This is a genomic window from Lentzea sp. NPDC058450, from assembly GCF_042721395.1.
Taxonomy (GTDB): domain Bacteria; phylum Actinomycetota; class Actinomycetes; order Mycobacteriales; family Pseudonocardiaceae; genus Lentzea.
Genome location: NZ_JBHXLO010000013.1, coordinates 46,253 through 70,067 on the forward strand (window position 1 = coordinate 46,253; position 23,815 = coordinate 70,067).

At 69.9% G+C, this 23,815-nt stretch carries 24 protein-coding genes and 3 tRNA genes; 14 read left to right on the plus strand and 13 right to left on the minus strand.

What is annotated here, in order from left to right:
* Genes ACFWNN_RS21010 through ACFWNN_RS21020 form a run of 3 tightly spaced genes read right to left on the minus strand, consistent with a single transcriptional unit; the run spans position 1 to position 2,702 of the window.
* Positions 1-2,184, minus strand: coding sequence for a heavy metal translocating P-type ATPase (locus ACFWNN_RS21010; protein WP_382441599.1), 2,184 nt, complete (start codon positions 2,182-2,184; stop codon positions 1-3).
* Entirely contained in the window at positions 2,181-2,387 is a 207-nt protein-coding gene (locus ACFWNN_RS21015; protein WP_382441600.1) for a heavy-metal-associated domain-containing protein, read from the minus strand. Before ACFWNN_RS21015 ends, ACFWNN_RS21010 begins: the two co-directional genes overlap by 4 nt.
* 54 nt (positions 2,388-2,441) lie before the next feature.
* Positions 2,442-2,702: a hypothetical protein gene (locus tag ACFWNN_RS21020; protein ID WP_382441601.1), complete on the minus strand. Its 261-nt coding sequence runs from the start codon at positions 2,700-2,702 to the stop codon at positions 2,442-2,444.
* A 154-nt stretch (positions 2,703-2,856) separates the two neighbouring features.
* On the opposite strand from ACFWNN_RS21020, the gene ACFWNN_RS21025 reads away from it, so the two are divergent.
* The 5 genes from ACFWNN_RS21025 to ACFWNN_RS21045 all read left to right on the plus strand — a co-directional run bounded on the left by ACFWNN_RS21025 (position 2,857) and on the right by ACFWNN_RS21045 (position 4,270).
* A complete protein-coding gene (locus ACFWNN_RS21025) occupies positions 2,857-3,102 on the plus strand; it encodes a hypothetical protein (RefSeq protein ID WP_382441602.1) in 246 nt (81 codons plus the stop codon).
* A 118-nt stretch (positions 3,103-3,220) separates the two neighbouring features.
* A complete protein-coding gene (locus ACFWNN_RS21030) occupies positions 3,221-3,850 on the plus strand; it encodes a ScbR family autoregulator-binding transcription factor (protein WP_382441603.1) in 630 nt (209 codons plus the stop codon).
* Between the two features lie 147 nt (positions 3,851-3,997).
* Positions 3,998-4,070, plus strand: a tRNA-Glu gene (locus tag ACFWNN_RS21035).
* A gap of 38 nt (positions 4,071-4,108) precedes the next feature.
* Positions 4,109-4,182: transfer RNA gene (locus ACFWNN_RS21040), tRNA-Asp, on the plus strand.
* Between the two features lie 14 nt (positions 4,183-4,196).
* Positions 4,197-4,270 (plus strand) — tRNA-Phe (locus tag ACFWNN_RS21045).
* A 46-nt stretch (positions 4,271-4,316) separates the two neighbouring features.
* Here the strand turns inward: ACFWNN_RS21045 and ACFWNN_RS21050 are convergent.
* A complete protein-coding gene (locus tag ACFWNN_RS21050; RefSeq protein WP_382441604.1) occupies positions 4,317-5,027 on the minus strand; it encodes a hypothetical protein in 711 nt (236 codons plus the stop codon).
* A 61-nt stretch (positions 5,028-5,088) separates the two neighbouring features.
* Between ACFWNN_RS21050 and ACFWNN_RS21055 the strand changes: the two genes are divergently transcribed.
* Together ACFWNN_RS21055 and ACFWNN_RS21060 are read left to right on the plus strand one after the other, a co-directional pair.
* Positions 5,089-5,298 (plus strand): HTH domain-containing protein, encoded by a 210-nt coding sequence (locus ACFWNN_RS21055; protein WP_285645636.1) that lies wholly within the window; start codon positions 5,089-5,091, stop codon positions 5,296-5,298.
* Positions 5,295-5,822 carry a Clp protease N-terminal domain-containing protein gene (locus tag ACFWNN_RS21060; protein ID WP_382441605.1) on the plus strand — a complete coding sequence of 176 codons (528 nt, stop codon included), beginning with the start codon at positions 5,295-5,297 and terminating at the stop codon, positions 5,820-5,822. Before ACFWNN_RS21055 ends, ACFWNN_RS21060 begins: the two co-directional genes overlap by 4 nt.
* On the opposite strand, the gene ACFWNN_RS21065 is transcribed toward ACFWNN_RS21060, so the two are convergent.
* Positions 5,773-6,426, minus strand: a complete 654-nt coding sequence (locus ACFWNN_RS21065; protein WP_382441606.1) for a YitT family protein — start codon at positions 6,424-6,426, stop codon at positions 5,773-5,775. The genes ACFWNN_RS21060 and ACFWNN_RS21065 overlap by 50 nt on opposite strands.
* A 61-nt stretch (positions 6,427-6,487) precedes the next feature.
* Between ACFWNN_RS21065 and ACFWNN_RS21070 the strand changes: the two genes are divergently transcribed.
* Positions 6,488-7,924: a PLP-dependent aminotransferase family protein gene (locus ACFWNN_RS21070; protein ID WP_382441607.1), complete on the plus strand. Its 1,437-nt coding sequence runs from the start codon at positions 6,488-6,490 to the stop codon at positions 7,922-7,924.
* 295 nt (positions 7,925-8,219) lie between these two features.
* On the opposite strand, the gene ACFWNN_RS21075 is transcribed toward ACFWNN_RS21070, so the two are convergent.
* The 5 genes from ACFWNN_RS21075 to ACFWNN_RS21095 form a co-directional block, all read right to left on the minus strand.
* Positions 8,220-9,044, minus strand: coding sequence for a hypothetical protein (locus ACFWNN_RS21075; protein WP_382441608.1), 825 nt, complete (start codon positions 9,042-9,044; stop codon positions 8,220-8,222).
* A gap of 818 nt (positions 9,045-9,862) precedes the next feature.
* Positions 9,863-12,103 (minus strand): CHAT domain-containing protein, encoded by a 2,241-nt coding sequence (locus tag ACFWNN_RS21080; RefSeq protein WP_382441609.1) that lies wholly within the window; start codon positions 12,101-12,103, stop codon positions 9,863-9,865.
* A complete protein-coding gene (locus ACFWNN_RS21085; protein WP_382441610.1) occupies positions 12,100-12,468 on the minus strand; it encodes a hypothetical protein in 369 nt (122 codons plus the stop codon). Before ACFWNN_RS21085 ends, ACFWNN_RS21080 begins: the two co-directional genes overlap by 4 nt.
* The gene (locus tag ACFWNN_RS21090) at positions 12,465-12,995 is read right to left on the minus strand and encodes an RNA polymerase sigma factor (RefSeq protein WP_382441611.1); all 531 of its coding nucleotides are present in this window, start codon (positions 12,993-12,995) and stop codon (positions 12,465-12,467) included. The genes ACFWNN_RS21085 and ACFWNN_RS21090 overlap by 4 nt, the downstream gene beginning before the upstream one ends.
* A 96-nt stretch (positions 12,996-13,091) precedes the next feature.
* Entirely contained in the window at positions 13,092-14,255 is a 1,164-nt protein-coding gene (locus ACFWNN_RS21095; RefSeq protein WP_382441612.1) for a pyridoxal phosphate-dependent aminotransferase, read from the minus strand.
* Between the two features lie 29 nt (positions 14,256-14,284).
* Between ACFWNN_RS21095 and ACFWNN_RS21100 the strand changes: the two genes are divergently transcribed.
* Positions 14,285-15,532, plus strand: coding sequence for a DUF445 domain-containing protein (locus ACFWNN_RS21100; protein WP_382441613.1), 1,248 nt, complete (start codon positions 14,285-14,287; stop codon positions 15,530-15,532).
* Here ACFWNN_RS21100 and ACFWNN_RS21105 read toward each other — a convergent pair.
* Entirely contained in the window at positions 15,505-15,993 is a 489-nt protein-coding gene (locus tag ACFWNN_RS21105) for a CGNR zinc finger domain-containing protein (protein ID WP_382441614.1), read from the minus strand. The two genes, ACFWNN_RS21100 and ACFWNN_RS21105, sit on opposite strands and share 28 nt — an antisense overlap.
* 85 nt (positions 15,994-16,078) lie before the next feature.
* On the opposite strand from ACFWNN_RS21105, the gene ACFWNN_RS21110 reads away from it, so the two are divergent.
* The 3 genes from ACFWNN_RS21110 to ACFWNN_RS21120 are packed head-to-tail and all read left to right on the plus strand — an operon-like array spanning position 16,079 to position 19,514.
* Positions 16,079-16,603 (plus strand): PadR family transcriptional regulator, encoded by a 525-nt coding sequence (locus tag ACFWNN_RS21110; RefSeq protein WP_382441615.1) that lies wholly within the window; start codon positions 16,079-16,081, stop codon positions 16,601-16,603.
* The gene (locus tag ACFWNN_RS21115; RefSeq protein WP_382441616.1) at positions 16,600-17,277 is read left to right on the plus strand and encodes an ABC transporter ATP-binding protein; all 678 of its coding nucleotides are present in this window, start codon (positions 16,600-16,602) and stop codon (positions 17,275-17,277) included. The genes ACFWNN_RS21110 and ACFWNN_RS21115 overlap by 4 nt, the downstream gene beginning before the upstream one ends.
* Positions 17,274-19,514, plus strand: a complete 2,241-nt coding sequence (locus ACFWNN_RS21120; RefSeq protein WP_382441617.1) for an FtsX-like permease family protein — start codon at positions 17,274-17,276, stop codon at positions 19,512-19,514. Before ACFWNN_RS21115 ends, ACFWNN_RS21120 begins: the two co-directional genes overlap by 4 nt.
* Here the strand turns inward: ACFWNN_RS21120 and ACFWNN_RS21125 are convergent.
* Together ACFWNN_RS21125 and ACFWNN_RS21130 are read right to left on the minus strand one after the other, a co-directional pair.
* Positions 19,450-21,474: an NACHT domain-containing protein gene (locus tag ACFWNN_RS21125; protein ID WP_382441618.1), complete on the minus strand. Its 2,025-nt coding sequence runs from the start codon at positions 21,472-21,474 to the stop codon at positions 19,450-19,452. The two genes, ACFWNN_RS21120 and ACFWNN_RS21125, sit on opposite strands and share 65 nt — an antisense overlap.
* A gap of 72 nt (positions 21,475-21,546) precedes the next feature.
* A complete protein-coding gene (locus ACFWNN_RS21130; protein ID WP_382441619.1) occupies positions 21,547-22,614 on the minus strand; it encodes a methyltransferase domain-containing protein in 1,068 nt (355 codons plus the stop codon).
* 118 nt (positions 22,615-22,732) lie between these two features.
* Between ACFWNN_RS21130 and ACFWNN_RS21135 the strand changes: the two genes are divergently transcribed.
* Positions 22,733-23,110: a helix-turn-helix domain-containing protein gene (locus ACFWNN_RS21135; RefSeq protein ID WP_382441620.1), complete on the plus strand. Its 378-nt coding sequence runs from the start codon at positions 22,733-22,735 to the stop codon at positions 23,108-23,110.
* A 5-nt stretch (positions 23,111-23,115) separates the two neighbouring features.
* The gene (locus ACFWNN_RS21140; protein WP_382441621.1) at positions 23,116-23,775 is read left to right on the plus strand and encodes a hypothetical protein; all 660 of its coding nucleotides are present in this window, start codon (positions 23,116-23,118) and stop codon (positions 23,773-23,775) included.
* Positions 23,776-23,815: the final 40 nt, after the last annotated feature.

A 23,815-nucleotide genomic window follows, 5' to 3' on the forward strand; every position in this document is an offset into this window, starting at 1 on the left:
TTATGTTGCCGATGAACGGAAACCCCGCAGTCGCAAGCTGTTGGTAACAACGAACACGCTGCTGAAGGCCATTGCGGCACCCGCGATCATGGGGTTCAGCAGACCCAGTGCCGCGAGTGGAAGTCCAGCGACGTTGTAGGCGAACGCCCAGAAAAGATTGCCCTTGATGGTGCCCAATGTCTTGCGGGACAACCGAATGGCGTCCGCCGCCACGCGGAGGTCGCCGCGCACCAGCGTCAGGTCGCTCGCCTCGATGGCCACGTCGGTGCCGGTTCCCATGGCCAGCCCCAGATCAGCGGCCGCGAGTGCGGGCGCGTCGTTCACGCCGTCGCCCACCATGGCCACAACTCGGCCCTGTGCTTGAAGATTCCGGACCGCGGCGACTTTCCCGTCCGGCAGAACGTCGGCGACGACCTCGTCGATCCCGACCTCGGCGGCCACGGACGCGGCCACGGCGGCGTTGTCGCCGGTCAGCAGGACGGGGTGCAGGCCGAGTTCCTTCAGTTCCGCAATCGCTTGTGCGGACGTGGGTTTCACGACGTCCGAGACGGCGAGGAGACCGACAACCTTGTCATCAAAGGAAACCGCGACAACAGTCCGAGTTGTGTGGGCGGCCAGGGCCTCGGTCAATTCCGGGGAAAGGGAAACCCCGCTCACCCGGCCCACGGCGACCCGGCGGCCCTCGACCACTCCGCTGACGCCGACGCCGTCCGTCGAAACGAAGTCCGACACCGCCGGCACGTCCTCCGCCGCGCGCACGATCGCCGCGCCGATGGGGTGTTCCGACGCGTTCTCGACGGCCGCGGCGAACCGCAGCACCTCGTCGCGCGCCACCCCGTCGGCGGGGAGCACGTCGACCAGCGTCAGCCGGCCGGTGGTCACGGTGCCGGTCTTGTCGAGCACCACGGTGTCCACGCGCCGCGTCGACTCCAGCACCTCGGGGCCCTTCACCAGGATCCCGAGCTGCGCGCCGCGGCCGGTGCCCACGAGCAGCGCCGTGGGCGTCGCGAGCCCGAGGGCGCAGGGGCAGGCGATCACCAGCACCGCCACCGCCGTCGTGACCGCGAACTCCAGCGGCCGTCCCGCGAGCAGCCACGCGCCGAACGACGCCAGCGCGATCAGCACGACCACGGGGACGAACACGGCGGACACGCGGTCCGCCAGTCGTTGCACCTCGGCCTTGCCCGCCTGGGCCTGCTCGACCAACCGGGCCATCCGCGCGAGCTGGGTGTCCGCGCCGACCGAGGTGGCCTCGACGACCAGCCGTCCGCCCGCGTTGACCGTGCCGCCGACGACGGAGGAGCCGACGCCGACCTCCACCGGCACCGATTCCCCGGTCACCATCGAGCGGTCCACAGCCGAACTGCCCTCGACCACTAGGCCGTCGGTGGCGATGCGCTCACCCGGACGGACCACGAAGCGTTCGCGCACCTTCAGCAGACCGACCGGCACGCGGGTCTCCACGCCGTCGCGCAGCACCGCCACGTCCTTGGCGCCCAGCGCGAGCAACGACCGCAGGGCCGCCCCCGCGCTGCGCTTCGAACGGGCTTCCAGCCAGCGCCCGAGCAGCAGGAACACGGTCACGCCGACCGCGACCTCGAGGTAGATGTCGCCGGAGGTGGTGGGGCGCGGCAGGAGGCTGAACTCGTGCCGCATGCCGACCACGCCGGCCTCGCCGAACACCAGCGCGTAGAGCGACCAGAGGTACGAGACCGTGACGCCCATCGAGACGAGGGTGTCCATGGTGCTGGCGCCGTGCCGCGCGTTGACGAACGCGGCACGGTGGAACGGCCAGCCGCAGACCCACACGACCACGCTCGCCAACGCCAGGGAAACCCACTGCCACGTGGGGAACTGCCACGCCGGGACCATCGAGAACGCGATCACCGGCACGCCGAGCGCGGCGGCCAGGACGACCCTCAGCCGCAGCTCACCGGCCTCGTCCACCTCGGGAGCCTCCGGCTGGGGCTCCTCCGCGTCGTAGCCCGCCGCCCGCACCGTCGACACGAGGTCGTCCACCTGCAGGTTGTCCGGGAACTGAACGCTGGCCTTCTCGGTCGCGTAGTTCACGGTGGCGGAGACGCCGTCGAGCCTGTTCAGCTTGCGTTCGATGCGGTTCGCACAGGAAGCGCACGTCATGCCGCTGATCGAGAGCTCGACGTGGCGAGGCTCGGTGGTGGTCATGCGACCTGGTACCCGGCCTCGGTCACGGCGGCGACGACGTCGGCGCGGTCGAGCTCGCGGTCGCTGGTCACGGTGACGGCGCCGGTCTCGAGGACGACGTCGACACCGGTGACACCGGCGACCTCGTTCAGCTCCTCGGTGACGGAGCTGACGCAGTGGCCGCAGGTCATGCCGGTGACGGTGTAGGTGGCGCTGACGCTCATCGGAGCCCTTTCTCGTACGGGGCTCCGAGTCTATACCCCCCTGGGGTACAGGATCTACTGAGGACTCTCGGGTTTCGGCTGGTCCAGCTTCTGGAGGTCCGTCTCGATCTTGTTGACCAGGTCGTCGAGGCCTTCGAGCATCTTGTCGAGCTCGGCCATCCGGGACCCGAAGGCGGACTCGATGTCGGCGTCGATGGTGTTCAGGTCGATGCCGCTGAGCGCCTTGAAGATCGCCTCCTGGTCGACCGCGGGCGGTATCTGGGACGCGTTTTGGCCCTCTGCTTCGGGGGAAGGCTCCGGCGTGGGGTCGGTCATGGGTCCATCATCCCCTGGGCAGTTCCCCACAGGACACGTGCCGCACCTGTACGGAAAGTGACGCTGGGTGTCGGTGGAATCACTCTGCGGGGGGCTGCGGCCGTTGTCCCAGGTCGCTTAGCCTCCCGACACACCTCAAGTCGGGGAGGGTGCTATGAGCGGGTCGCTGGAAGTGCGGAAGTTCCTGTTCACCCAGGACGACGGCATGTCACAACGGGGCGGGCCCAACGTGCCCACCCAGCGCAACGGAGAGCCATCGCGCATCTCCGACGACCAGGTCCACCGGGCGAGGCTCGCGGTAGCGCGCAGTGCTCTCGGTGCGGAGGACTGCCGGATGCTGCTCGACATGCTGGGCCTGTCGCCCGGCGAGGACGGGGGGACGCCTCCGGTGCAGCGGTGAGCACGCGAAAGCGGCCCTGATTCCAGGCGCGCACCCCCCGGAGCGCGTCTGTCGGAACAGGGCCGCATCCCGAAACATACCCACGGGTCTCTTTCGCGGCAACGGCTAACCTCTGCTCATGCCCCAGCAGGACAGGGCGCACGCGACGCGCGAGGCGATACTGCACGCCGCGGCGGAGGAGTTCGACCGGCTCGGCTACGAGCGCACGTCGCTCACGGCCGTGCTCGCGCGCGCCGGGCTGACCAAGGGCGCGTTCTACTTCCACTTCCCCTCCAAGGAAGCGGTCGCCGACGCGTTGATCGAACGCCAGGGCGAACTGTGGGCGCGGGTGCGGCAGGCGTGGCGGGACCGCGGCGCTGATCCGTTGAGCACCCTGCACGGGATGTTCGTGGAGTCGGCCGACCGGATGGCGGCGGACGTCGTGCTGCGCGCCGGCGTGCGGCTCAACGCCGATCGCGAGGTCGGCTATCCGGGGGTGCCGAGCACGCACGTCATGTGGGAGAAGCTCGTCGCCGCGTACGTGATCGAGGCGGCCGCCCGCGGCGACCTGCTACCCGGTGTCGATCCCGAGGCCGTCGCCCGCACGTTGTGCAGTGCCGCGCTGGGTTCGCGGTTGATCTCCTCGGCGACGACGGCGTGCGCCGATTTCCCCGAACGGATGCGCGAGGTTCTGGGGCACGTGCTGCCGTGCGTGACGTCCTCCGAGTGGAAGTTGTCTGGATCACAAACTGCCTCTGAACCGGCGTGATCGGGCTCCGAGGCCCTGAACAGGCGTTTGTTGATCTGAGGGTTTCGGCCCTGAAGGGGTTTGGGCAGGTCAGCGCATAAGTGGGACCCCGTTTTGGAGGTGCGCGGACCTATGGCATATGCTTACGATGCTTCCAGAGACCAGCTAGTCCCCATCATCTAGCGGCCTAGGATCCCGCCCTTTCAAGGCGGTCGCGCGGGTTCGAATCCCGTTGGGGGCACGCAGTAACATGTAGTACTGTACGACAAGCAAGAGCAAGGCCCAGTGGCGCAGTTGGTTAGCGCGTCGCCCTGTCACGGCGAAGGTCGCGGGTTCGAGTCCCGTCTGGGTCGCTTTTTCTTCTCATGGCCAGGTAGCTCAGTTGGTACGAGCGACCGCCTGAAAAGCGGTAGGTCGGCGGTTCGACCCCGCCCCTGGCCATCTTTCTTCGAAAGAAGCCCCGCAGATCTCTGCGGGGCTTCTTTCGTCATGCGGTGAAGGAGATTCGCGCGATCGCCTGGTCGTCGTGCGTTTTGTAGCGAGGCCATCGCTTGTGCTCCGAATCACCGCGCTCTGCTTCGCGGATTCGGTCGAGCACTTCGCCCAACGGCAATTGCTTCAGGTCGTCCCACGCGAAGAGTCCGTACTCGGACACTCCACAGGAGACGCCGTCTGTGAGAGCGATCACACTCGTGATCTCGTTGCGGTGCCAGGAGGTCGTGACGGCCTGGAGTCCGGCGGCGGGATCGGCCTCCGCGACCCAGTAACCGCCCGGCTTGTTCTTCCAGCGGAGGATGTCGGGATCGGGCCTCAGGTCTTCGAGTCGCGTGTCTTCGAGGACGTGAGTGGACTGTCCGAACGCGACGACCGGGGTGTCGCAGAGGACGAGTGCGTCGATCGTGTCGCCGGTCCAGCGGACGATCGAGGCGGTGCACGACGGGGAGTCGCCGGGGACGAGGTCGTGGCGTTCGGTGAGGTTCCTGATCGCCTGCGCGAGGACCTCGGTCAGCGGGCTCGCCTCGGTGATCAGGTTCGCGAGCTCGTCGGCGAGTTTCGAGGCGTACCAACCGCCGTTGCGGTCCGGCGGCCTGGTTCGGGAGGTCACGCCGTCGAGCACGATCACTGCGTTCGGCAGCACTCGGATGCGGTCTTCGGTGATTCGGTCCGGAGCGCCCTGCTCAGCGGTCTCGATCTTCACGGCTCCACCGTACGTGTCAACATTGGTTGACGGATCGCGGTTGTCAACGTACGTTGACATCATGACGGAGGCAACGGATCTCGCCACAGCGGCCGGCGACCGCGACCCGAAGGTCGGGTTGCGCGCCGTCAGCGCGTTGCGGCGACTGCTCGAACATCTGGAGGCCGCCCAGGTCCGCAGTGCGCGGACGCAGGGCTGGTCGTGGCAGGACATCGCGGCGGAACTCGGGGTGTCCCGTCAAGCGGTGCACAAGAAGCACGGGGGTCGATGATGATCGCGGAGCGGTTCACCAAGGAGGCCCGCGAGGCCGTGAAGGCCGCGGTGAAGGAGGCGGAACGGGTCCACGCGCCCGAGGTCGGCGTGGAACACCTGATGCTGGCGCTGCTCGAAGCGCCGGTGCTGGAGGGGTTCGACCTGCCGCGCGAGGAGCTGGAGACGGCGTTCCTCGACTACCGGCGCAAGGGCGGGCTGACCAAGGCCGACGCGGAAGCGTTGCGGGGCCTGGGAATCGACGTGGACGCGGTGATCGAGACCGCGGAGCAGTCGCTCGGGACCGGCGTGCTGCGACCGGGGCCGCGCCGGCGGTGGTTCGGGATGCCGCTGGAGTCCGACTTCAAGAAGGCGCTGGAGAACTCGTTGCGGGAGTCCCGCGACCTCCGCCACAACTACCTCGGGGTGGAGCACATCCTGCTGGCTCTGTTGCAGGGCAAGGGAATCGTGGCGGAGGTGCTGACCGAGCGAGGGGTCACGTACGGGGAGATCCGCAAGCGGGCAGCGAGCGCTCGCGCCACGTGAGCGCGGGCAGGAAGAGCTGCGCGAGCGGGCCGACGCCGAGCGCGTAGAGGACCGTGCCGATGCCGACCGTGCCCCCGATCAGCCAGCCGGTGGCGAGCACGATCAGTTCGAGCACGGTCCGCGTGACGCGCAGGGAAATGCCTGTGCGGCGGCAGAAACCGGTGACCAGGCCGTCGCGCGGGCCCGGTCCGAGGCGGGAGCCGACGTACGCGGCGAACGCCACGGCGTTGAGCACGATGCCCAGCGTCAGGAACACGATTCTGGGCAGAAGTCCTTGCGGTGCGGGCAGGATCGCGAGCGTCACGTCGACGCTGACGGCGATCAGCAGGACGTTCGCGACCGTGCCGACGCCCGGCTTCTGCTTGAGCGGGATCCACGCCAGCAGCACCAGGACGCCGATGATCGCGGTGATCAGGCCGAAGCTCAGCCCGGTGCGCTTCGCGAGGCCTTCGTGCAGCACGTCCCACGGGTTCAGGCCGAGCGTCGCGCGGATCTGCAACGCCATGCTCGCGCCGTAGAGCCACAGGCCTGCGGCGAGCTGCGGGAGGCGACGGGCGGGTGAGATCCGGACGGAGACCTGGTGGAGTGCGGTCATGGAGGCCATGTGGCCATGTTGCGCTTCGATTGGCCTGGTAATCCATAGCCAATTCGTCATAATTGGCCTCATGCTCCCACCAGGTGGACGTATTTCGGGTGCCCGGCTCGCGCGGTTGCTGGGCGAGTGGCGGCGTGGCGGTGCCCGGCAGGGGTCGGCTGACCTCACCGCGGCGCTGAAACTGCTGGTCGCGGACGGGCGGCTGCCGGTCGGGACGCGGTTGCCGTCCGAACGGGAGCTCACCGACGCGCTGCCCGTGAGCCGCACCACCATCACGGCGGCCCTGGACCAGCTGCGCACCGAGGGGGTGGTGGAGTCGCGGCGCGGGGCCGGGTCGTGGATCAACGGACCGGTCGGATCCGGTGGGGGGATCACCGGGGGCGACGACACGTTGATCGACCTGTCCCGCGCCGCGCCTCCTGCGTTGCCGTCCGTGCGGCTCGCCATGGACGTGGCGATGACGCAGATGCCGGAGCACCTCGCGTCGCACGGGTACGACGAGCGGGGTCTGCCGGTCCTGCGGCAGCGGATCGCCGACCGGTACACGGCTCGGGGGCTGCCGACGTCGCCCGACCAGATCGTGGTGACGTCCGGGGCGCAGCACGCGTGGGCGCTGGTGCTGCGGCTGTTCGTCGGGCCGGGCGACCGGGTGCTGGTGGAGCAGCCGAGCTACCCCAACGCGCTGGAGGCCGTGCGGGCGTCGTTCGGGATTCCGGTGCCCGTGCCGATGCTGGCCGACGGGTGGGATCTGGACGGTTTCGAGGCCGCTTTGCGACAGGCAGGCCCCCGTTTGGCCTATTTGATTCCCGACTTCCAGAACCCGACCGGACTTCGAATGCCGGCCGAGTCGCGGGAAATGCTTTCCTCCGTGTTGCGGAAAGCGCGTACTCCATTGGTCGTCGATGAGACCCTGGTGGAGCTGGCGCTGGATTCGGAGCCGCCGCCGTTGCCGATGGCCGCGTTCGGCGGGGACTCCGTGGTGACGCTGGGGTCCGCGAGCAAGTCGCACTGGGGTGGCCTGCGGATCGGGTGGATCAGGGCGTCGGTCGATCTGGTGCACCGGCTGCTGTCGACGCGGGCGGCGATCGACCTCGGCACGCCGGTGTTCGAGCAGCTCGTGCTGGCCGCGTTGCTGGAGTCGCCGGAAACCGTTCTGGCGCAACGACGTGCCGAGGCGCTGGTGCAGCGGGACGTGGCGGTCGCGGCGTTGCGCGAACATTGTCCACAGTGGAGTTTCTCGGTGCCGGCCGGCGGGCTCGGGGTGTGGTGCGCGCTCGACGGTCCGGTGAGCACGCGGGTCGCCGTCGTGGCGCAGAACCACGGCCTGCGCCTGGTTCCCGGCCCCCGGTTCGCGGTCCACGGCGGATGCGAGCAGATGCTCCGAGTGCCGTACACGCAGTCACCTGAAGTGCTGCGTCTCGCGATCGGCCGTTTGGGTGTGGTGGCTGCATCTGTTGCCGGAACAGGGTTTCCGGCGGACGCCGACCTGTCGGTGCCGGTCGCGTGAGACACGTCGGCCCGGTCTCCCGCAGCGGTGGAGACCGGGCCGACGAACTTGCCAACGAGAGGCCTGCGGAGGGGGACGACCCAGGGATTGGCGTCCCCCGTCCGCAGGTTTCCCGTGTGGTCCGAGACTGCGGGGGCAGCGCGGCACTCGGACCAGACCCGACCTGCCAGGGCGCGGTTGGCAGGTCAGGAAGACTGGGTTCCTTGCGTACAACGGGAAATGTGTTGCGGAGTTACTCGCGCGACGGAACGAGACGGTCACAAATCGCGCAGAAGGCAGACTTGTCCTGTCGGACTCAGTCAGGAGACGTTGCCGGAAGGCCCGGAATGCTGCCGGGCGCAGTGCCGTCGCGACGCTCCTCGACCGACCACGTGGTGGGCGGGAAGAGCGAGTTGTGCGACGTCAGAACGGCGAGCACGCCGCGCGTGCCGCCGGAGTTGTCGGTGTGACCGGACGACGCGGAGGCCGTCGCGACCACGGGCGCCTGCTGCTGCGAGGGCAGCGGGGCGGAGGGACCGGGAGTGGACCACGTGAGGTCGCTCACCGGAGCGGGTTCGGTCTTCTGCGGTGCGGGAACGGGCAGATCGGGCAGAAGCGGCACGAGCTTGCGGGCCACCGGCGTCGGCGGCGCGGGCGGTGGCGGAGGCGGCGGGGTCTCGGCGGCCAGCTTCGCGGCGATCTTGGCCTCGCGCACCTGGGCCTTGGCCGCGATGACCTCGGGCGGTGCCTCGTTGCGGATGACGCCGTAGCGCGTGTCGCCCTGCGAGCCGCTCTCGAAGTCGAGGGTCGGACCCTCGTCCTCTTCTTCCTCGGCGGGCTCGGTGACGACCGGCGGTGCGACGATCGGCGGCACGAACCGCTCGGGCTGGTGCTTCTCGACGATCGACGCGGTGAAGGCCTGGGCCCAGCCGGCGGGGTCCTCGAGGAGCTGCGGAGCGGCGGCGTGGGTCTCGGCCGGCGTGACGCCGGCTGCCGGCGCCTCGGCGGTGATCTCGACGGCCGGGGGTGCCTCTTCGGGGCTGGCGGACGCGGACGTTCCACCCAGCAACCAGGCGGCGGCGGTCAGCCCGCCGAGCGCAGCGGCCCGCAGCAGCAGTGCACGTGCTCCACCACTCGCCACAGGATCACCACCCGTCGTCCGTTTCAGGTCACCCTCAACGCACAGCGCGCCGTCGGAGGTCGACGTAGAGCTATGTCTAGCACCGGAGAGTGACTTCGTGAACCAACTCGGCGTTAAACACCCGGAAGGGCGTTCTCGTGCGGCTGTCCGTGTTGGTGTGATCAGGCATGAACACCGTCAGTGTCGTCATCGGATCGAGTGACATTGCGCCTCGGTCCCCTGTGGACCGTGTCGCGGCGGGGGATCGTGTCCGTTGTGGACGCTCTCAAGCAGGTCAACAGCCTCTCTGAGCTGGTCGATCACGCCGCCCGCGCGATCGGCCCTGTACTGGCGCACGACGAGTCGGGTCCAAACGAGTGCTTGGTCCGTTCGGGGGAACTGGTTGTGCTGCCAGCGGACGCACCCACTGTGCGCAAGCGCTTGCGATCGGCCTACTCGCACGAGGAGATCTCTGCGGGGGCCATCCGCATCCACCTGAGGGCCTCCGACAGGTCGTCCGTCATCGCCATCGCCGCCGAGGTGGGCGCCACCCCGAACCACGTCCACCTGGCGTGCCCGATCATGATCGGCACCTCCCGCCCGGTCGTCGGCGAACGCCTCCCCGACCTCCTCGGCGAAGGCACCGTCGCGTTGCTCGACACCCCGCTGGACGCCCCGCACGGCGCCCTGGTCGCCGGCGTCCTGCGCCACCACGGCGCCACCGTCCGCCCGTTCCCCGTCCTGACCGCCCCTGGCTTCGGCGACGACCTGACCCTGGCCGCGGCGCTGAGAGCCACCCGCGACCTGCCGGTGGTCCTGGTCGCGTCCGGCACCTACACCTACGACGACCGCTGTCCCCCGGTCCTCGCCTCCTGCGGCCGCAACGTCGTCGCCTCGGCGGGCAACGGCGCCTCCGCCCGCCCGTGGTGGCCGGCCGCCCTCCCGTCCGTGACGGCGGTGGGTTCCTCCGACCCGTTCTCGGGCCACGGCCCGTGGGTGAACGTCCAGGCCCCGGCCGTGGACGTCCCTTCCTCGGTCGGCGCGTCCCAGCTCCTCTGCACCGGCACCTCGTTCGCCGCGGCCCTGCACGCCGCCACCCTGGTGCCCGTCCCGTAACAGCTGAACCCGAGGTGCGCGACGGCCCTGGCCGCCTCGACGGGGTGCCCGATCAGCGCATGGACCTGCTCCATGGCCCTGCTGACCTGCACGTCCGGCACCTCGAGCACACTCGCGATGACCGTGGTGGTGCCGGCATCGAGAAACGCCCGGGCCAACCCCGACTCGCACGCCGACAGCACGACGACGTCCGGCGGGTTCTGAATCCGCGCGATGTCGTACCCGTAAAGGGGCCCGTCCTCCATCTCGAGGAACGAGAACAACGGGTTCTGCGCATTCACGTGCCCGTGCGCCGCGATGTGCGCGACCCCGGCGCCGTCGAGCGCTTTCAGAGTGGCGTCCACAGTGGATCGAGAAATGGTCCCGCCGTGTCTTTGTCGCAACGCGGCCACCTCGCTGTGCCCGATTCCGGGCCCGCTGACCCACACCCGCCTCCCGCCTCGCCCCTCCCTCCACCGGCCGAGGCCGGGCAGCACGTGCACCCTCGGCCCCAGCGACGCCCAGGGCATGTCGTGCAGCACCCCGTCCGGCACCACGACGATCTCGCCGACGTCCGGCAGCAGGTCGATCTCGACCTTCCTCCCGGCCCGCAACGCGAGCCGCGCCGTCCGCACCAGCTCGGCGGGTTCCGCGACCACCCGCATCCGGGCCCGCCCGCCGATCACCGTGACCGCCTTCATCTGCCCGTCGTGCTCGACAAAACTGATCACCGGCAACTCCGGCGGGAGTGTCGTCCGCGGCTTCGCCCGAGCCGCCGAAGCGAGCGACAACCGCCGAACGTCCCTCTCCAACGACTCCGCCGGCAACCCGAAGGCCCGCGCCCGGCGCAGCCTCGCCAACGCCTCCGCCAGCGCGGGTTCGTTGGGAGGCAACAAAACCGACGCCCGATGCCGCTCCGACCACTCGAGCACCTCGCGCGCCGTCCTGGCGAGCGACAGCGCGTGTCCGGTCAACTCCCGCCGAGGCCAATCACCGTGGTGCTCCTCCACAACCCGAAGCCCGGCCCGGCAAGCAGCAAGCGCACCCCGCCGATCCGACCGCCGAGCCTGAGCCAGCCACCCGAGCGCCCGCGCCTGCACCGGCCCGCGAAACCGATGCGCCGCAACGGCATCGACCTTCCCGGCCGCCAACATGAACTCGACGTCCGCTCCGCCGAGTTTCCTGGCGGGCTCCGGATCGCCCTCCCTGAGCGCACACCGCGCGCTCAACACCGCCAACTCCGGGACGTGCCGTCCGCACCGGCCGAGCAACTCCATCGCCGGCGCCAGCAGCCGCCGAGCCTCAGCCGTGAGCCCGGCCGCGAGCAGAGCCTCGGCCCTGTCCACCAACGCTTCTGGCTTGCTTGCTGAGTCGAGCCCGGCCTTCGCCGCCTCCTCGTACCTGCGCAGCGCCAACGGCAGGTCGCCGGCGAGCATCGCGACGAATCCGTTGTTGTGCAGGCACATCGCCGCTCGCCCTACCTCCCCGATGGCGAGCAGGAGGGTGTGCGCGGCGCTGAAATCCGCCTCGGCGGCGGGGAGCTTGGCCGCCTTGCACCGCGCGATCCCGCGCCCGACCAGCGCGTTGGCCAACCACCGCTGATCCCCGTACCTGCGCAACTCCTTGATGACCGCGGTGAGCTCGGCGATCGCCAGCCTCGGTTCGGCCGACCCGCAGAGGTGCAACCCGCGCAGACACCTCGCCCGCGCCAGCTCCGCACCCCGCAGGTGCGGCGTGGCCAGGTCGAGGTGCCGAAGGCTCTGCTTGGGCCGCCCGCGGTCGAGGTCGATCCACGCCAGCGTGAGGTGGAACCGAGCCTCGCCGGTGAGCCTCAACCCCCGCTTCGCGAGGCGGGCGGCGACGTCGAGGTGGCCGAGTTCGACGTGGGCGACGCTGAGGTCGTGCAGAGCGTCGGCCCGCTGGGCCTTGGTGCCGCGAACCTCGGTGCCCGCGATGGTCGCCTGCGGGTCGGCGGTGGCGCTCACGCGACGAACCATCCCGTCGTGAGGCCCAGCTCCGGCACCGTCACGCACAACGGGCCGGGGCTCACGTCGGCGCGGAACCACCCCTCGGCGTCCGGCGCCAGGGCTCGGGTCGCCTCCGGGGAGCGGACCTCGACGGGATGGACATCGTCCAAGACTCCGGTCAGGCGGAGGCCGGTCGGGGTCGGGTCCAGTTGGAGGTGGAGGCGGCCGCTGCCCACGTGGAAGACGAGCTGGCGGGTGGAGCCGCGGACCGGTTCGTGGACGGGCCGCATGGGGTCGAGGCCGGTCGGTTGTGGAGCGAGGGCCGGTGGCGGTGCGTCCAGGTGGAAGAGGTCGGCGATCTCGTCGAGCAGTGAGTCCCTCATCGCAGGTCCGCCACCTTTCGGCGCAGGTCAGCGAGGCAGCGGCTGCGGGTGGAGCCAACGCTCCCCACCTTCATCCCCAGGGCGTCGGCAACCTGTGCATAACTCAGTTCGGGGTTGTGGGCGGCTATCCGCAGCAGGCGTTGGCACCGCTCGTTCAAGGTCGTCAGCGCCGCCCACAGCCGGCGCTGCCGATCCGTGGTGATCGCCACCTCGTCCGGGGTCGGCAGAACCGATGCCGGCTCCCAGAGGTCGGTCGACACCTCGCGGCCGCGCACCCGCAGGACCGCGATCGACTGGCGGGTGGCGGTACGGACCAGCCACCCGCCCAGCCCTTCCGGCGTGTGGACGCGCGAGAGGTGTTCGGCCAGGCAGAGCCAGGTGCACTGGTAGACGTCGCAGGCGTCGGCGTGGCTCAGGCGGAACGATCTGGGCACCGACCAGACCAGGCGTGAGTAGCGTTCGACCAGCAGGTCCCAGCCACGGGTACCTGCACGCCAGCCGACGAGGAGCTCCGTGTTCGATTCCATGCCATTTGGAGTCGAACACGGTCCGGCCGGCTCCGACCGTCACCCGAAAGTGGGTTGTCCACAGTTGTGGAGAAACTCATCCACACCTGTGGACAACTACAGTTTGTGGAGGCGTTCCACGGCTTCGTCGATGACGGCGTCCTGCTTGCAGAAGGCGAAGCGGATCAGGTGCTTCCACTGGTCCGGACGGTCGGTGAAGACCTGGACGGGGACGGCCGCCACGCCGATTCGGGCGGGCAGGTCGCGGCACAACGCCAGGCCGTCGGTGTAGCCGAGTGGCCTGACGTCGGCGCAGATGAAGTAGGTGCCCTCGGAGGAGCGCACCTCGAAGCCCGCGGCGCGGAGGCCCTCGGCCAGGCGGGCGCGCTTCGAGGCGAGCGAGTCGCGCAGGCCCCCCACCCAGTCCAGTTCGGCGGTGAGGGCGTGGGCCACGGCCGGTTGGAACGGGGCGCCGCCGACGAAGGTCATGAACTGCTTCGCGGCGCGCACGGCGCCCACCAGTTCGGAAGGCCCGCAGACCCAGCCGATCTTCCAGCCCGTGCAGTTGAACGTCTTGCCGGCGCCGGAGATCGACAACGTCCGCGAGGCCATGCCGGGCAGGGACGCCAGCGGGATGTGGACCAGGTCGTCGAACACCAGGTGCTCGTAGACCTCGTCGGTGATCGCCAGCAGGTCGTGCTCGACGCACAGCGAGGCGATGGCTTGGAGCTCTTCCAAGCGGAACACGGTGCCGGTCGGGTTGTGCGGCGAGTTCACCAGCACAGCGCGGGTTCGCGGCGTCACGGCCGCACGCAGGGCATCGACGTCCAGCGCCAAACGGCCGGACGCGTCCTCACGCAGACCGACGGTCACACGGGTGGCACCGGCCATGGCCACCGAAGCGGCGTACGAGTCGTAGTAAGGCTCGATGAGGATCACTTCGTCGCCGGCCTCGACCAAAGCCAGCAGGGAAGCCGCGATCGCCTCGGTGGCGCCGACGGTCACCAGCACCTCGGAGTCCGGGTCGTAGGACAACCCGTACCGGGAGCGATGAGCGGCGACGGCCCGGCGCAGCACCGGCATGCCGGGACCCGGCGGGTACTGGTTCACCCCGGACGCGATCGCCGACTGGGCCGCGGCGAGCATCGACGCCGGACCGTCGGTGTCGGGGAAACCCTGACCGAGGTTGACGGCGTCGTGCTGCACGGCCAGAGCCGTCATCTCCGCGAAGATGGTCGACGTGAACGGCTGCAACCGGGGAACTAGCGCTGGTACCCGCACAACGCAGGATCTTCACGGACAATGGTGTCGTGGAGCAACTGACCGCCGCTGACCAGCAGAAGCGCACCGACCTGCGCAAGATGAAGCTCGTCGCGACGAGCTTCCTGATAGGCGCGACGGTCATCTTCTTCGCCACCCACGCGTTCGAGGGCGCCTGGGTCGGCTACGTGCGGGCGGCCGCCGAGGCGGGCATGGTCGGCGCGCTCGCCGACTGGTTCGCCGTCACGGCCCTGTTCCGAAGGCCCCTCGGCCTCCCCATCCCGCACACCGCGATCATCCCCGAGCGCAAGAACATGTTCGGGCAGACGCTCGGCGACTTCGTCGGCGTCAACTTCCTCAGCCCGGAAGTGGTGCAGGACAAGCTCCGCAGGGCCGGCATCGCCGAACGCGCCGGAGCGTGGATCAAGCAGCCCGAGAACGCCGAGCGCATCACCAACGAGATGTCGAACGTCCTCAAGGGCGCGATCACCGTGCTCAAGGACGAGGAGGTCCAGGCCGTCCTGGAGCAGGCGATCGTCAAGCGGGTCACCGCGCAGCCGTGGGGCCCGCCGCTCGGCAAGCTCCTCGGCCAGGTGCTCACGGACGGCGCGCACCACAAGCTCGTCGACCTCATGTGCGACCGCGCCTACGAGTGGGTGCGCGACAACTACGACAAGGTCAGCCTCATCGTCACGGACCGCGCGCCCACGTGGTCGCCCAAGTTCGTGGACTCCATGCTCGGCGACAAGGTCTACACCGAGCTCGTCAACTTCGCGTGGGCCGTCAAGACCGACGTCAACCACCCGATGCGCCTCGCCGTCGACCAGTTCATGATCGAGTTCTCGTCCGACATGCAGACCGACCCGGCCACCATGCAACGCGCCGAGCAGGTCAAGCAGCAGGTGATCAACCACCCGGACGTGCAGAAGGTCATCAGCAGCGCCTGGGGCACGGCCAAGAAGATGCTTCTCGACGCCGCCGAGGACCCGTCGAGCGAGCTCCGCAAGCGCGTCACCCAGGGCATCATCACCCTCGGCATCAACCTCACGAACGACCCGGAGCTGCGCGCCAAGGTCGACGGCTGGCTGGAGCAGGCCGCCGGGTACGTCGTGCAGAACTACCGCGCGGAGATCACCACGCTGATCACCGACACGGTCGAGCGCTGGGACGCCGAGGAGACCTCGCGCAAGATCGAACTGCAGGTCGGCAGGGACCTGCAGTTCATCCGGATCAACGGCACCGTGGTCGGCGCGCTCGCCGGCCTGGTGATCTACACCGTGGCCAACGTGCTGTTCTGAAGGTCGCGGGTGCGTTTTCGGAACGTGCGGGCCTTCTCGCGGTTCCCGCACACCTGCATCGAGCACCACGTGCGCGAGCGGTTGCGCGAACGGTCGAAGAACGCGCTCAGGCAATCCTCGGCCGGACAGATCTTGAAGCGTTCCCACGAGCCCAGCACCGCGAGGCGGGCGGAGGCGGCGAGCACCGCGCCGAGCGCGTCCGAGCTGGACAGCACCGGAACGCCGTCGGTCAGCTCGATGTGCACGACGCCCGCTGCCGTCTGAGGCCCTGACGACCCCTCGATGGACGACCGCAGTGCCGCACGAGCGGCGCGCGCCTGCGCGAGTTCACTGCTCCGCCCGAGGCCGCGCTCGGTCACCCATGCGCGCCAGGAGGCTTCACTGTCCAGTACGTGTCGAGTGTTCAGGAAGTCGAGCAACAGCTCGACGTCGTGATCCCAGCCGACAGTCAGACCAGTCACCCCACCACTGTAGGCGTCACGGCGGTCACTCGTCAGGGCGTTGAGGAATACACCGGGTGTATACATCGTGTGTATAGTGCTCCTCATGTCGATCGGACACGCACTGTTGGGCCTGCTAGAAGGCGGTCCAAGGCACGGGTACGACCTGAAGCGCGCCTATGACGAGCGTTTCGGCCAGGACCGGCCGCTGGCGTACGGACAGGTCTACTCGACGCTGTCGAGGTTGCTGAAGAACGGTCTGGTGACCGAGGCGGGCGTCGAGGCGGGGGACGGCCCGGAGCGCAAGCGGTACGCGATCACCGACGCCGGGGTCACCGACGTGGAGCGCTGGCTCGGCACGCCGGAGAAGCCGGAGCCGTACCTGCAGAACACGCTCTTCACGAAGGTCGTGCTGGCCCTGCTGTCCGGCCGGAGCGCGACCGAGGTGCTCGACACGCAACGCGCCGCGCACCTCACGACCATGCGCGACCTCACCAAGCGCAAGGCGGACGGCGACCTCGCCGACCAGCTGATCTGCGACTTCGCCCTGTTCCACCTCGAAGCGGACCTGCGGTGGCTCGAGCTCACCGCCGCCCGCGTGGACAAACTCGCCGAGGAGGTGGCCCGATGACGACGCTGCTGTCCGCCCAGGGCCTCTGCAAGTCGTTCGGGAAGACGAACGCGCTGGACGGCGCCGGCATCTCGATCAGGGAGGGCGAGGTCGTCGCGATCATGGGCCCGTCCGGGTCCGGCAAGTCGACGCTCCTGCACTGCCTCGCGGGCATCCTGCCGCCCGACTCGGGCACGGTCACCTACCGCGACCGCGACCTGACCTCGATGAACGACGGCGACCGCAGCGAGCTGCGCCGGACCGAGTTCGGGTTCGTCTTCCAGTTCGGCCAGCTCGTGCCGGAGCTCACCTGCCTGGAGAACGTCGCGCTGCCGTTGCGGCTCAGCGGGATGAAGCGCAAGGACGCCGAACGGGCCGCGCGCGACTGGATGGCCAGGCTGGAGGTCGACGTGGTCGCGGACCAGCGGCCCGGCGAGACCTCCGGTGGCCAGGGCCAGCGCGTCGCGATCGCCCGCGCGCTGGTCACCCAGCCGAAGGTGATCTTCGCCGACGAGCCGACGGGCGCGCTCGACTCGCTGAACGGCGAACGGGTCATGCACCTGCTCACCACCGCGGCCAGGGAGACCGGCGCGGCGGTCGTGCTGGTCACGCACGAACCGCGCGTCGCCGCCTACTCCGACCGCGAGGTCGTGGTGCGCGACGGCCGTTCGCGGGACGTGGAGTTCGTCAGGTGAACCGCGTCCTGAGCGACCTCCTCCTGGGCGTCCGGCTGGCTGTCGGGGGCAGCCGGAAGTCCTGGGGGAGGCTCGCGCTCCAGGGGATCGGCATCGGCATGTGCGTGGCGGTGCTGCTGCTCGCCGCGTCGATCCCGACCGCGTTCGGCAACCGTGACCAGCGCGGCGACGCCCGCAACACCGTGGAGACGGGCACCGGGCCCGCGCCGTTGCTGGTCGAGAACGGGTCGGTCGAGTACCGGTCCGACTACGTCAGGGGCACGTACGTGCGCGCCGTCGTGCCGGACGCGCCCAAGCCGCCTGGCATCGACCGGCTGCCGGGCGACGGGGAGATCATCGTGTCGCCCCGGCTCGCCGCCCTGCTGGCGAGCCCTGAGGGCGAGCTGCTGCGGCCGCGGTTCCCGCAGAAGGTCATCGGCACGTTCGCGCCGGAGGGCATGGACGGGCCGCAGGACCTCCGGTTCCTCGCGGGCGACGCGAAGATCCAGCCGAACGACGGCAACCAGGTCTGGGCGTTCGGACAGGGGTGGGCAGGCGGCGGGCTGCCGACGATCCTGCTGATGCTCAGCATCGTCGGCGCGGTCGTGCTGCTGTTCCCCGTGCTGGTCTTCGTGAGCGTCTCCGCCCGGCTGGCCGCGGCCCAGCGAGACCGGCGGCTGGCCGCGTTGCGCCTGGTCGGAGCAGGTGCGACGCGGGTGCGGCTGATCGCGTCCGGTGAGGCGCTGGCGGGTGCGGTGGTCGGTCTCGCCATCGGGTTCGGGCTGTTGTTCGCGGTCAGGCCGCTGGTCGACGACATTCCCATCCCCGAGATCGCGATGTTCCCGAGCGACCTCGCGCCGACGCTGCCGCTGACGTTGCTCGTGATCGTCGCCGTGCCGGTGCTGGCCGTGCTGACCTCGGTGTTCGCCATGCGGCGGACGATCATCGAACCGCTCGGCGTGGTGCGCGAGCAGAAGCCGGTGCGGCGCAGGCTGTGGTGGCGGGTCGTGCCCGCGCTCGGCGGGGTGGCGCTGCTGGCGAGCCAGTTCGGCAAGTTCGGCGCGGACAGCTCGAAGCCGCAGGAGTGGCCGATCGTCGTCGGCGTGGTCCTGCTGATGTTCGCCGTTCCCGTGCTGCTGCCGTGGCTGGTCGAGCGGGTCGTGCACGGGTTGCGCGGGGCCACTCCGGCGTTGCAGCTGGCCGTGCGCCGGTTGCAGCTCGACGCGGGCACGGCGGCACGGGTCGTCGGTGGTGTGTCGGTGGTGCTCGCCGGGACCGTGACGCTCCAGGTGATCCTCGCGGGCGTCGAGAACGACGTGAAGGCGGAGGACACTCGGCAGGCCGGGAACCACTCGCTCAACGTCACGGTGAACGAGACCACCCCGATCCCCGAGCTGCCGGAACTGCTGGCCAGGACGCCGGGTGTGGCCGGGGTGCAAAGCCTCCAGCGCACCTACACGACGACGCCCGAGGGCGACACCACCACCATCTCGGTCGGCAGCTGCGAGGCGCTGCGGACGGTGGTGAGGTTCTCGAGCTGCACCGACGGCCAGGTCTTCCAGGTGCCGACCGCGAACGGTTTCGGCGACGCCAAGCCCGGTGACACGCTGAGGTTCGACGAGACCGGCCGGACCTGGACGGTGCCGCAGGTCGAGCGCGCGAACGGCACCCTGATCGGCATCTTCGTCACCCCGGCGGCGGCGAAGGACGTCGACCTGACCCACTCGTACGCCGACATCCAGGCCGAGCTGGACGTGTCGAGGACGGACGTCGCCGAGCACGTGCGCAACGCTCTCGCGCCCTACTCGTGGCGCGTGCACACGACCTTCTTCGGGCAGGACCGCGGCTCCGAGGTCGAGCAGGTGTTCCTGGCGGTCCGCAGAGCGCTCTACGGGGCGGCGCTGATCACGTTGCTGCTCGCCGGCGCGTCCCTGCTGGTCGTGGGGCTGGAGCAGGTGCGGGAACGCCGCCGGCCGCTCGCGGCGATGGCGGCGAGCGGGGTGCCGCGGCGGACGCTCGCGCTGTCACTGGTGTGGCAGAACGGGATTCCGCTGGTGATCTCCACGGTGGTCGCGGTGGGCACCGGCGTGTTGCTCGGCGTGCTGGTCACGCGGGCGTTCGACGCCGAGGTCGCCTACGACTGGACCGGCATCGGGATCGTCACCGGCATCTCGGTGGGGCTGGTCGTGCTGGTCACTGCTCTGACGCTGCCTTCGCTGAGAAGGGCGACCGGAGCACTTGGCCTGCGGACCGAGTAGTCCTGTTCGTCTCGTGCTCTGCCAGGCGGTCCTGCACCAGCCCGTGCCGGAACTGGTAGCAGGCCCCCGCCCGGCAGAGCACGCCGAGCTTGCGTGAATCCTCCAGGAAGACCATCAGCTCCCACGGGAGCTTTCCGCGCAGTGCCAACCAGATCCGCGCGACGGTGAACCACCACCAGCGCAGGTGCAGGACGGCCAGCGCGAACCCGAGCATCAGGCCGGAGGCGAGGCCGAGGCCGACCATGCCGGTCTGGCCGGGGCCGAACACCAGCGCCGCCGCCGAGCCGAACACCACGGCCAGCACCAGGGAACCGGTCCACACCGCGATCCGGTCGCGCGCCATCGTCCACTGTGGACTCGACGCCTGCGAGAGCTCGGCGGCGCTCGACAACGCGAACCGCAGCGCGGTCGCCACGGCGAGGCCGAGGCCCACCACCAGCCCGGCGGAAAGTCCGTACAGGGCACCGAAGACGAGGCCGCCCGCCAGGCCGAGCACACCCGGCACCAGCAGCAGGCTGCGCCAGATCCCCAGCCGTGGCTTGGCCTTGCGCTCCTGCGAGGCCGTGAGGGCGGCCGCGCCGACGGCGATGCCCGCGACCAGACCGGTGATCGGGGCGAGCGACGGCGTGATCGAGTACGCCATCAGCCAGCCGACGCCGAACCCGCCGATCGCGCCGAGCACGAGTGCGCCGAGCACCGCGAGCCACGTGTTGCCGACCGACCGGCGCAGCTCCCACCAGGCCAGTTCGCGGATGCCGCGGTCGCGCATCTCGTGGGCCAGGAACTCGAGCCACTTGCGGGCGCGGTCGCGCGGCCAGACCTGCGTCGCCTTGGCGTGGTGGGCGAACGCCCGGTTGCCGTACGCGCGCGACACCAGTTCGTCGCAGAGGTGGTCGGAGATCGCCCGTGCGTCCGGGAACCGGCCGCGGTCGAGCAGTTCGGTCGGTTCGGCCTCGCTGTCCGCGTAGACCATGCTGGCGAGCCACATCGTGAGCGGCGTCGACAACGCGTCCGCGAGCCTGCCGTCCGGTTCCTCGCGCAGCTGGATGAACACCGGTTCCCAGCGCGCCGCGCCCCAGCTGTCGGCGCTCGCCCGCAGGTAGGCGGCGACCTCGTCCAGGTCGAGCGGGGCCAGTTCGACCACGTCGGCGCCGGGCAGCGGACCGGCGAGGCGCACGGCCGAGGCGAACTCGTCGGTGCGGCAGGTCAGCACCATCGGGCGTTTCGCGGGGAACGCCTTGGCGATCCGGGCGAGGGCGTCCGCGCGCTGGTGAGCGGGGACGTCGTCGAGACCGTCGAGCACGGGCAGGATCTTGTGCTGCTCGACCAGCAGGTCACCGGCGTAGCTGCCGTACAGCTCGGTGTTGCGCAGCGCCGGGTGGTCTTCGTACAGCCTGCGGGTGAGCCAGGTGCGGATGTCCTCGATCGCCGGGTTCCACGTCGACAGCGGCAGCAGCACCGGGACCATGCCGCCGTCGTAGCGGTCGAGCAGGCCGCACGTCAGCAGCGTCGCGACCGTCGACTTGCCGGTGCCGGCCTCGCCGATGATCACCAGGCGGCGGTTGAGCTGCCGTTCGAACGCGCCCACGACGGCGTCGCTGCGTCCGGGCGGCGCGTCCGGCTCGTCGCTCACGTCCAGGTCGGGCGCGACCCAGTGCAGGTCGAGCACGTCCGGGTCGGTGAGGCCGCGCGAGCGGACCTCCTCGTTCCACTGAGCCTGCAGACCGATGGCGAGGGCGCGGCAGGCCGCGTCCAGGTGCTCGTCGGTGCTGAGCGCGGCGTTGTGCCTGCGCTTGACCCACGGGTCGAGCACGGCCAGGAAGCCCAGGAACGCCACCGCGAGCACGATCAGCCACAGGTGCGGGTTGATGCCGTGGTCGGTGACGAACAGCCCGGCCGCGGTGAGCACGGCCGTCAGCACGCAGCCGGCCAGCAACGCCTGCTGACGGAATCTGGACATGCGTCGAATCATGACGCACCGCATCCGCGCGGGGTCGATTCAGTGACCCGTGTCGTGACGTTTGGTTGTTGATCACAGATGCCAGTGCAGATCGCGCAACGTCAGGTGCTGGGCGGTGCGGGTGATCGTGACGCCGAAGTCCTGGCGGCGGGGTTCGCCCAGGTCGTGCCAGTCGGCGGCGGCGCTCTCGGCCAGGTCCCAGAGCCGGCGCGGGCCGCCCTGGTCGACGTGCGAACCGCGGTGGTGCACCCACGATCCGTCCGAATGGGCGAGCCAGTCCCGGCCCGCAACTACGCCGGGCAGCGCGATGCCCGCGAAGAACTCGAACGGGCTCGCCGGGTCGACGACGGCGTTCAGCCGCAACGTGGTGGCGCGCCGGTCGTAGTCGCCTGCTCCGGCGAGCGCGGTGGGGATCGCATGAGCGCGCAACGGCATGAACCGGCCGTCCTCGCCGAGCACGCGGCCCTCGCCGGTGCCGTCGCCGTTCGACACGATCCTGACCAGGCCCGCGCCGATGGGGCGGTGCAGGGTCGTGACGACGAGGCCGCCCGCGCGCGTCTGATCCAGCCAGGCCGGTGGGATCGTCGCGACGGAGCAGGTGGCCAGCAAGCGGTCGTAGGGCGCGTTGGCCGGATGGCCCCTTGCGCCGTCACCGGTGACGCAGGTGGGATGGAAACCGTTGGTGTTCAAGCGTTCGCGTGCCCGTCGCGAGATGTTCGGGTCGACGTCGATCGTCGTCACGTTGCCGGAACCCACGGCGTGGCAGAGGAGGGCCGCGTTGTAGCCCGTGCCCGTACCCACCTCCAGGACTGACTGTCCGTTGTGGACTTCCAGTGCCTCCAGCATGATCGCCATGATGGTGGGCATGCTCGACGAGCAGGTCGGTGTGCCGCCGGTCACCGTGTCGTCGCCGTCGAACTGGGTAACCCAGACCCGGTCGGCGTAGACCAGCTCGAGCCAGTCCGGGTCGGCGCCGGTGACCCGTTCCCAGTCGCCGGTGTGCAGCTGACGGTAGAACCTGGGCAGGAACGCGTGCCTCGGGACGGCCTTGAAAGCCTTGTGCCACTTGGTTTCGCGCAGCGCGCCGACGCCGAGCAGGTGGTCCGCCAGCTCGGCGCGCAGGGCCCCGGCGTCGTCCATGTCACCTCCCACGGTAACGCTGTGGCGGAGCCCACGCAGCGATTGCTAGCAGAGTGCTTGCAACTGCTAGCACTCGTCGCTAACGTGGTTGGTGGCACGAGGAACGGGAGCGGGAACAGTGGACAAGTCCATCGACAAAGCAGTCGCGGACCTCGGGCGCAACATCGGTGAGTACATCCGCGAGCAGCGCAACACCGCCAAGATCTCCTTGCGGGAGTTGGCGAAGCAAGCGGGAGTCTCCAACCCCTACCTCAGCCAGATCGAGCGAGGACTGCGCAAGCCCAGTGCGGAGATCCTTCAGCAGATCGCCAAGGGGCTGCGCATCTCGGCCGAGGTGCTCTACGTCGAGGCCGGGATCCTCCAGCAGCGCGAAGGCGGTGCGTTGGCGGACGCCATCGTCGCCGCGACCGATCTGACCGAGCGGCAGAAGCAGGTGCTGCTCGACGTTTACGAATCTTTCCGGCGGGAGAACTCCGCCAAACAACAGGAGGACTGATCTCCATGCCGAAGCTCACCCAGGACGACGTTCGCAAGGCCGCCGAGCAGGGCGCCCACGCCGCACGCCAGGCGCTGCTCGCCGCGCTCGGTGCCGGTGACCTCGCCGCCAAGGCCGTGGTCGAGGCCCTGAACAAGGCCAAGGAGCGCGCCGACGAGGCCCGCACCCAGGCCGTCGACCTCCCGAACGAGCTCAAGGACCTGCGCGAGAAGCTGCAGCCGGCCGAGCTCAAGAAGCTCGTCGACGCCTACACCGCCTCCGCGGTGAACCTCTACACCTACCTCGCCGACCAGGGCGAGCAGACGCTGGAGCAGATCAAGGCCCAGCCGCAGGTCAAGCAGGCCGTGGAGCAGGTCGAGCAGGCCGTCGAGGCCGCGCAGAAGCGCGCCGAGTCCGCCGCCGCCGACGCCCGCGAGCTCGCGGACGACGTCCTCGGCAAGGTGACCCGCCGCACCCGTTCGGTCGGCGAGAAGGTCGCCCACGAGGTCGAAGAGGCCGCCGAGAAGCTGGCCGAAGAGGTCGTCGAGACCGGTGGCGAGGTGGCGCACGAGGTCCGCAGCACCGCCCGCAAGACCGCGAACCGCACCGCGCCCCGCAAGCCGGCGACGACCACGCGTTCCACCACCGCGGCCAAGAAGCCGACCACGACGAACACCACCAAGTGAGTCGTTGAGAAGCAGCGCTCACCCGCGGGTGAGTTGATCA

Bases quoted from the DNA above. Each gene is read 5' to 3' on its own strand.
- ACFWNN_RS21010 (WP_382441599.1), bottom strand. From the start codon at position 2,184: ATGACCACCACCGAGCCTCGCCACGTCGAGCTCTCGATCAGCGGCATG.
- ACFWNN_RS21015 (WP_382441600.1), bottom strand. From the start codon at position 2,387: ATGAGCGTCAGCGCCACCTACACCGTCACCGGCATGACCTGCGGCCAC.
- ACFWNN_RS21020 (WP_382441601.1), bottom strand. From the start codon at position 2,702: ATGACCGACCCCACGCCGGAGCCTTCCCCCGAAGCAGAGGGCCAAAAC.
- ACFWNN_RS21025 (WP_382441602.1), top strand. From the start codon at position 2,857: ATGAGCGGGTCGCTGGAAGTGCGGAAGTTCCTGTTCACCCAGGACGAC.
- ACFWNN_RS21030 (WP_382441603.1), top strand. From the start codon at position 3,221: ATGCCCCAGCAGGACAGGGCGCACGCGACGCGCGAGGCGATACTGCAC.
- ACFWNN_RS21055 (WP_285645636.1), top strand. From the start codon at position 5,089: ATGACGGAGGCAACGGATCTCGCCACAGCGGCCGGCGACCGCGACCCG.
- ACFWNN_RS21060 (WP_382441605.1), top strand. From the start codon at position 5,295: ATGATGATCGCGGAGCGGTTCACCAAGGAGGCCCGCGAGGCCGTGAAG.
- ACFWNN_RS21065 (WP_382441606.1), bottom strand. From the start codon at position 6,426: ATGGCCTCCATGACCGCACTCCACCAGGTCTCCGTCCGGATCTCACCC.
- ACFWNN_RS21070 (WP_382441607.1), top strand. From the start codon at position 6,488: ATGCTCCCACCAGGTGGACGTATTTCGGGTGCCCGGCTCGCGCGGTTG.
- ACFWNN_RS21085 (WP_382441610.1), bottom strand. From the start codon at position 12,468: ATGAGGGACTCACTGCTCGACGAGATCGCCGACCTCTTCCACCTGGAC.
- ACFWNN_RS21090 (WP_382441611.1), bottom strand. From the start codon at position 12,995: ATGGAATCGAACACGGAGCTCCTCGTCGGCTGGCGTGCAGGTACCCGT.
- ACFWNN_RS21110 (WP_382441615.1), top strand. From the start codon at position 16,079: ATGTCGATCGGACACGCACTGTTGGGCCTGCTAGAAGGCGGTCCAAGG.
- ACFWNN_RS21115 (WP_382441616.1), top strand. From the start codon at position 16,600: ATGACGACGCTGCTGTCCGCCCAGGGCCTCTGCAAGTCGTTCGGGAAG.
- ACFWNN_RS21125 (WP_382441618.1), bottom strand. From the start codon at position 21,474: ATGTCCAGATTCCGTCAGCAGGCGTTGCTGGCCGGCTGCGTGCTGACG.
- ACFWNN_RS21130 (WP_382441619.1), bottom strand. From the start codon at position 22,614: ATGGACGACGCCGGGGCCCTGCGCGCCGAGCTGGCGGACCACCTGCTC.
- ACFWNN_RS21140 (WP_382441621.1), top strand. From the start codon at position 23,116: ATGCCGAAGCTCACCCAGGACGACGTTCGCAAGGCCGCCGAGCAGGGC.